Below are 6840 nucleotides of genomic sequence, written 5' to 3' on the forward strand. Positions count from 1 at the left end.
CCATGCGAACGATCTTTACTCTGCACTCCTCTTTGATTGCCCTGGCCGCCGCGGCACTGGTGGCCGGCTGCGCCGTCGGCCCGGCCTACCAGCGCCCGACGGCACCCGAGCCGGCCGCGTTCAAGGAATTGCAGGGATGGGTGCCGGCCGCGCCGGCCGATGCGCTCGAACGCGGACCCTGGTGGACCATGTTCGGCGACCCGCAACTCAACGACCTGGCCGCCGCCGTCGAGGTCTCGAACCAGAACGTGGCGGCGGCGGTTGCGGCCTACACGCAGGCGCGCGCCCTGGTGGCGCAGCAGCGCGCCTCGCTGTTCCCGAGCGTGACCCTGAACGGCTCCGGCACCCGTTCCGGTACCCGTGGCGGCGGCAGCGGCAACGCCACGGTGGATGCCAACGGTAATATCCTCGGCGGCGGCAGCGGCGGCGAGGGAGGCAGCGTACGCAATGCCTACCGCCTGTCGCTCGGCACCAGCTGGGAGCCGGACGTGTGGGGCCGCCTGGGCGCCGGCGTGAGCGCCGCCAGCGCCAGCGCCCAGGCCAGCGCCGCCGACCTCGCATCGGCGCGCCTGTCGGCCCAGGGAGAAGTCGCGGCCGACTACCTGCAGCTGCGTGCGATCGACGCCCAGCGCGCGCTGCTGGCCACCACCATCGAGGGCTACCGGCGCCAGCTGAGGATCGTCCAGAACCGCTACGACGTCGGCATCATCCCGCACTCGGACGTCTACCAGGCCGAGACCCAGCTCGCCAACGCGCAGAGCGACGACCTGGGGCTGGCGCGCCAGCGCGCCCAGCTCGAGCATGCGATCGCGGTCCTGGTCGGCAAGACCCCGGCCGAATTCGCGATCGCGCCGTCGGCCACTTGGCAGGTCACGGTGCCGGAGGTGCCGGTCGGGGTACCGTCGACGTTGCTGCAGCGCCGTCCGGACATCGCCGCAGCCGAGCGGCGCGTGGCCGCGGCCAACGAGCAGATCGGCATCGCGCGCTCGGCCTACTTCCCGAACATCGGCTTGAACGCCTCCTACGGCAGCTCGGCCAGCCGGGTCGGCGAGCTGTTCAACGCCTCGGCGGCGGCCTGGTCCTTCGGCCTGTCGGCGGCCCAGACCCTGTTCGACGCCGGCGCCACCCGCGCCCGCGTGCAGGGCGCCCGCGCGGCCCACGAGGAATCGGTGGCGCGCTACCGGCAGACCGTGCTGACCGCCTTCGCCAACGTCGAAGACCAGCTCGCCGCGACCCGCGTGCTGGGCCAGCAGCAGGAACTGCAGCGGCGCGCGTCGGAAGCCGCCGACAAGGTCGAGCAGCAGGTGATGAACCGCTACCAGGCCGGGCAAGTGAGCTATTCGGAAGTGGTGCAGGCCCAGGTCACGGCCCTGAACGCGCGCCGCACGCTGGTCACGACCCAGTCCAGCCGCCAGACCACGGCCGTGGCCCTGATCCAGGCCCTCGGTGGCGGCTGGCATGCCGATTGAGTTGCCTCAAACCGGGGTCAGAGCCCGGTTTTTGGAAAGGTCGCCGAAGCAATTTAAAATTCGGGGGAACTTGCTCTGAACCCATCACCAGAACATGCGCTCTGATCCCGAATTTTTCAGCACCGGCTCGCCCTCCTGGGCGGCCCTGTATTTGGTAGGCACCGTCGTCCTGACGGTCTGGACGCGCCGCGCCGCATTCCGGCAGGGCGGGCGTGCGGCGGTGGTCGGGGTGCTCGATGTGCTGGCCAGCGTCAGCCTGTCGATTCCGGCGCTGGCTTACTGGAACGCGGATATCGTCGCGCGGATCGGCGACGTGCCGCTGGGGGCGCTGTTCGGACTCGGCCTGCTGGGCCTGTGCGGTTTCGCCGGCCACGATGCCAGGACCGCGCTGCGCAATCCGCGCCTGATGCCGCGCCAGCGCAAGCTGTTTGCCGCGATCGCCGCCGCGGCGATCCTGCTGCCGGCCGCACCCGAAGTCTGGTGGGGCGGCTCGGCGCTGGCCCACGTCCATGCTTCCCCTGAGGAACTTGCCTAAAACGGGGCTCTGACCCCGGTTTGATCTAGCCGGGTTGCTTGCGCTGGGCCCAGCGCGCGGCCAGCACCGCGCACACCATCAGCTGGATCTGGTGGAACAGCATCAGCGGCAGGATCACCATCCCCAGCGCGCCCTGCGCGAACATGACCTTGGCCATCGGGATGCCGCTGGACAGGCTTTTCTTGGAGCCGCAGAACACGATGGTGATCTCGTCCTCGCGCGAGAAGCCGAGGCGGCGGCTGGCGTAGGTGGACAGGCCGAGCGCGAGCGCGAGCAGCAGGCAGCACAGCACGCCCAGGCCGGCCAGCGTCGGCAGTGACAGCTTGTGCCACAAGCCCTCGTTCACCGATTCGCTGAAGGCCGTGTAGACCACCAGCAGGATCGAACCCTGGTCGACGATCTTCAGCATCGGCTTGTGGCGGTCGATCCAGGTGCCGATCCATGGGCGCAGGAACTGGCCGGCCAGGAAGGGCAGCAGCAGCTGTTCGACGATGCCGAGGATGGCGTCCAGCGGCGAGCCGCCGCCGCTGCCGCCGCCGCCGTGCACGATCAGGGTGCTGACCAGCAGCGGCGAGATGAAGATGCCGGCGAAGTTCGAGGCCGAGGCGCTGCACACGGCGGCCGCCACGTTCCCGCGCGCCACCGAAGTGAAGGCGATCGACGATTGCACGGTCGAGGGCAGGGTGCACAGGAACAGGATGCCGAGGTAGAGGTCGGACGGCAGCATGCTGGTGGCGAGCGGCTTCATCGCCAGGCCCAGCAGCGGAAACATCACGAAGGTCGCCGCCAGCACCAGCAGGTGCAGGCGCCAGTTGGCCAGGCCCGACACGATGGCTTCGCGCGACAGCTTGGCGCCGTGCAGGAAGAACAGCAGGCCGATCGCGAAGCTGGTGATCTTGCCGAACACGAGCGCGGCCTGGCCCTCGCAGGGCAGCACGCTGGCCACCACCACGGTGGCCATCAGCAGCATGGTGTAGGTGTCGGGCAAAAGGCTGCGCAGAGAGGCGCCGGCGCGGGCGAAGGGGCTGGGCATGACGGGCTTTCGGAAACGCGGACAGGGCAACCGTCTATTCTAGCCGTTTGCGGCGTCCGCCGCTCGGCGGGGAACATTACGGATGATGGCGTAAATACGCGGTAAACAGACAGGTGAGTTTCGGTGAGAAAATTATTTCCACCCAATAGCAGGGGCCGATATACTCGCGCTTGCTTTTTTATTCATCCTGGGGTCCACCGTGTTCAAATCCATCGTCCTGCCCGTCGCGGCCATGGGGCTTATCGCCTCCGCCAATGCCGACGAGGGCCAATGGCAGCCGCACCAGCTGCCGCAGCTGAAAGCCGAACTCAAGCGTATCGGCATCACCATTCCAGCCGAGAAGCTGGCCGACCTGTCGAAGCACCCGATGAGCGCGATGGTCTCGCTGGGCGGCTGCTCGGCGTCCTTCGTCTCGCCGGACGGTCTGATCGTGACCAACCACCACTGCGGCTACGGCGCGATCCAGCGCAACTCGACCCCGGAACACAACTACATCGTCAACGGCTTCCTGGCCAAGACCCGCGCCGAGGAACTGGCCGGCGGCCCGAACACCCTGGTCTACGTGACCGAGAAGGTGGAGAACGTCACCGAGCGCGTATTGAAAGGGCTGTCCCCGAACCTGTCGGGCAAGGATCGCCACGAGCAGGTCGAAAGCCGGATCAAGGCGCTGATCGCCGAATGCGAGAGCGATAAAGCGTACCGCTGCTCGGTGCCGGCCTTCCACCGCGGCGGCGAGTACTACCGCATCAAGCAGCTGATGATCCGCGACGTGCGCCTGGTGTACGCGCCGGCCGACAGCGTCGGCAACTTCGGCGGCGACATCGACAACTACGAGTTCCCGCGCCAGGCCGGCGACTTCTCCTTCCTGCGCGCCTACGTCGGCAAGGATGGCCGTCCGGCCGATCCGGATCCCAGCAACGTGCCGTACAAGTCGAAGGACTTCCTGGTCGTATCCAGCGAGGGCCTGAAGAACGGCGATCCGATCCTGCTGGCCGGCTACCCGGGCCGCACCAGCCGCTACAAGCTGCCGTCCGAGATCCGCTTCGCGCGCGACGTCGACTACCCGGCCAAGGTCGCGTCCATCACCGCCGACCTGTCCGTGATTGCAGCAAGCACGATGGGCAACCCAACCTACGACGTGCGCTACGCCAGCGTGGCGAAGAGCCTGAACAACGTGCTGAAGAAGACCCAGGGCCTGCTGGACGGCTTCGCCCGCAAGGACATCGCCGCCGTCAAGGACGTGCAGGACGCCGAGTTCCGCAACTGGCAGAAGGCCCACGGCGGCTCGAAAAACCTGCTGGCCGATCTCGACACCGCGATCGCGGCCGACATGGCGGGCTCGCAGCAGGAAGCCGCCTGGGCGGAGGCTACCCACAGCGACCTGCTGAAGAGCGCGCGTACCCTGTACCGCCTGGCGCTGGAACGCCAGAAGCCGGACGCCCAGCGTGAAGCCGGCTACCAGGAGCGCGATCTCTCCTTCATCAAGGCGCGCCTGAGCCGCCTGGAGCAGTCCTTCGTGCCGAGCGTCGACCAGGCGCGCTGGCAGGCGGCCCTGAACCGCTACGCCAGGATCGACCCGAAGAACCACCCGCGCGGCCTGGATGCGCTGCTGCCGAAGGTCGATGCGCTGCCGGCGATGTACAAGTCGACCGACCTGGCCGACACCGCCAAGCGCCTGGCCTGGATCGGCAAGGATCCGGACGCCTTCCGCGCCTCGCATGACCCGTTCATCCAGCTGGCGGTGCGCCTGCAGGACACCGGCATGGCGCTGGAAAACCACCGCAAGGAAGTCGACGGCAACCTGGAACGCGTAATCCCGCAGTACATGGACGCCGTGATCGCCTGGAAGAAGTCGCAGGGCAAGCCGGTCTACCCGGACGCCAACTCGACCCTGCGCGTGACCTACGGCACCGTGGCCCCGTACAGCCCGCGCGACGGCATCGTCAAGGGCCCGTTCACGACCGTCGAGGGCATCGTCGAGAAGGCCACCAACAAGGAGCCCTTCAACGCCCCCGCCAACCTGCTGCAGGCGATCCGCGAGAAACGCTACGGCGTGTTCAAGGATCCGGTGCTGGGCACGGTGCCGGTGAACTTCCTGTCGAGCGCCGACACCACCGGCGGCAACTCCGGCTCCGCGGTGATGAACAAGCGCGGCGAACTGGTCGGCCTGAACTTCGATTCGACCTATGAGTCGATCACCAAGGACTGGTACTTCGACCCGGTGATCACGCGCGCGATCCACGTCGACATCCGCTACATGCTGTGGGTGATGAAGGAAGTCGACCATGCCGACAACCTGCTGAAGGAAATGACGATCAAGTATCCGAAGAGGTAATCAGTCAGCTGTACATCGTCGTCCCCGCGCAGGCGGGGATCCAGGTTTTGCGTGCGTTACGTCTGCACGTGCAAACCCGGGTCCCCACCTGCGCGGGGACGGCGCATTTCTGCCGGTGCTCTCTTGCCGTGCCAGTGGCTTGCGCATTCAGGCGCCAGCTTCGATAATCGATTGTTGACCTTCACCACGAATCGCATGAACGACCCGCTTTCCTTCCTCGGCTTTTCGACCACGCCGCTGGAACTCATCTCTTTCGTCCTGTCGATCGTGACGGTGCTGCTGAACATCCGCCGCATCCACTGGGCCTGGCTGTTCGCGATCGTTTCGTCGGCTACCTACGGGATCGTGTTCTTCGAGTCGAGGCTGTACGGCGACGCCGGCCTGCAGGGCGTGTTCATCGTCGCCTCCATCTGGGGCTGGTACGAATGGCTGCGCGGCAAGGGGGAGGATGAGCGGCCGCTGGTGGTGACGCACCTCGACCGCGCCGGCTGGAGCTGGTCGCTGGTGGGCTGGGCGCTCGGCTTCGTCCTGCTGTCCTGGTTCCTGCATGCCTGGACCGACACCGACGTGCCGCACATGGACGGCTTCCTGACGGCCGGCAGCCTGCTCGGCACGCTGCTGGCGGCGCGCAAGAAGGTCGAGAACTGGCATGTGTGGATCGCGGTCGACATCCTGTACGTCGGCCTGTACGTCTACAAGGGCCTGCACCTGACGGCGGTGCTGTACGCGGTGTTCGTCGTCATGGCGGCGCTGGGCCTGCGCAGCTGGGCGCGCGCGGCGCGCGAGGGGGCGCGATGAGCCGCGCTCCGGCACCTGCGCGGGTTGCCATCCTGGGCGCCGAATCGACCGGCAAATCGACGCTGGCGCCGGCGCTGGCGGCGCGCTACGGCAGCTTGTGGGTGCCGGAATACCTGCGCGAATTCGTCGAGACGAACCGGCGCGTGCCCTTCGAAGACGACCAGCCCGGCATCGCGCGCACCCAGCGCGCGCGCGAGGACGCGATGGCGGTGTCGCCTGAAGCGCGGCGCTTCCTGTTCTGCGACACCACGCCGCTGATGACGGCGGTCTACAGCCGCATCTACTGGGGCAGGGTGCCGCCGGAGCTGCTGGAGATGGAGGCCGCGCACGACTATGCCTTCACGCTGGTGGCGGGGCTGGACCTGCCATGGGTGCCGGACGGACTGCAGCGCGAATCGGAGGAAGTACGCCGGCGGGTGCACGAATGCCTGCTGGCGGTGCTGCGTGAACGGGGCATCCCGTTCACGCTGCTGGAAGGAGACCTGCCGCAGCGGCTGCGGCAGGTGGAGGATCTGCTGCGTTAGAAGTCGAACTGGCCCGACATGCGGAAGGTGCGCGGCGCGCCCGGCAGCAGGTAACCGCCCAGCGCCGGAGTGACGTCGCGCCAGTAGAACTTGTCGAACAGGTTGTCGACGCGGGCGCGCAGCGTCACGCGGGTTGCGCCCAGGTG

The 6840-nt window shown here is 67.6% G+C and carries 6 protein-coding genes; 5 read left to right on the forward strand and 1 reads right to left on the reverse strand.

Features of this window, described 5'->3' with window-relative positions; translation table 11 throughout:
• The first annotated feature begins 2 nt into the window (after positions 1–2).
• Together ACI48D_RS02475 and ACI48D_RS02480 are read left to right on the forward strand one after the other, a co-directional pair.
• The gene (locus tag ACI48D_RS02475) at positions 3–1469 is read left to right on the forward strand and encodes an efflux transporter outer membrane subunit (RefSeq protein ID WP_435569631.1); all 1467 of its coding nucleotides are present in this window, start codon (positions 3–5) and stop codon (positions 1467–1469) included.
• Between the two features lie 94 nt (positions 1470–1563).
• Positions 1564–2004: a hypothetical protein gene (locus ACI48D_RS02480; protein WP_435569623.1), complete on the forward strand. Its 441-nt coding sequence runs from the start codon at positions 1564–1566 to the stop codon at positions 2002–2004.
• Between the two features lie 25 nt (positions 2005–2029).
• Here the strand turns inward: ACI48D_RS02480 and ACI48D_RS02485 are convergent, their stop codons facing one another.
• Entirely contained in the window at positions 2030–3037 is a 1008-nt protein-coding gene (locus ACI48D_RS02485; RefSeq protein ID WP_435569624.1) for a bile acid:sodium symporter family protein, read from the reverse strand.
• A gap of 199 nt (positions 3038–3236) precedes the next feature.
• On the opposite strand from ACI48D_RS02485, the gene ACI48D_RS02490 reads away from it, so the two are divergent.
• The 3 genes from ACI48D_RS02490 to ACI48D_RS02500 all read left to right on the forward strand — a co-directional run bounded on the left by ACI48D_RS02490 (position 3237) and on the right by ACI48D_RS02500 (position 6694).
• On the forward strand, positions 3237–5372 hold the full coding sequence (locus tag ACI48D_RS02490; RefSeq protein WP_435569625.1) for a S46 family peptidase: 2136 nt from the start codon (positions 3237–3239) through the stop codon (positions 5370–5372).
• 195 nt (positions 5373–5567) lie between these two features.
• Positions 5568–6170: a nicotinamide riboside transporter PnuC gene (gene pnuC, locus ACI48D_RS02495; protein WP_435569626.1), complete on the forward strand. Its 603-nt coding sequence runs from the start codon at positions 5568–5570 to the stop codon at positions 6168–6170.
• Positions 6167–6694: an AAA family ATPase gene (locus ACI48D_RS02500; RefSeq protein WP_435569627.1), complete on the forward strand. Its 528-nt coding sequence runs from the start codon at positions 6167–6169 to the stop codon at positions 6692–6694. Before pnuC ends, ACI48D_RS02500 begins: the two co-directional genes overlap by 4 nt.
• Positions 6695–6840 lie beyond the last annotated feature (146 nt).

It is taken from the genome of Massilia sp. LXY-6, assembly GCF_051233485.1.
In the GTDB taxonomy this organism is placed as follows: Bacteria; Pseudomonadota; Gammaproteobacteria; order Burkholderiales; family Burkholderiaceae_D; genus Telluria.

What these genes read in the sequence shown, in the direction of transcription:
- ACI48D_RS02475 (WP_435569631.1), top strand. Translation starts at nt 3, where the DNA reads ATGCGAACGATCTTTACTCTGCACTCCTCTTTGATTGCCCTGGCCGCC.
- ACI48D_RS02480 (WP_435569623.1), top strand. Translation starts at nt 1,564, where the DNA reads ATGCGCTCTGATCCCGAATTTTTCAGCACCGGCTCGCCCTCCTGGGCG.
- ACI48D_RS02485 (WP_435569624.1), bottom strand. Translation starts at nt 3,037, where the DNA reads ATGCCCAGCCCCTTCGCCCGCGCCGGCGCCTCTCTGCGCAGCCTTTTG.
- pnuC (WP_435569626.1), top strand. Translation starts at nt 5,568, where the DNA reads ATGAACGACCCGCTTTCCTTCCTCGGCTTTTCGACCACGCCGCTGGAA.
- ACI48D_RS02500 (WP_435569627.1), top strand. Translation starts at nt 6,167, where the DNA reads ATGAGCCGCGCTCCGGCACCTGCGCGGGTTGCCATCCTGGGCGCCGAA.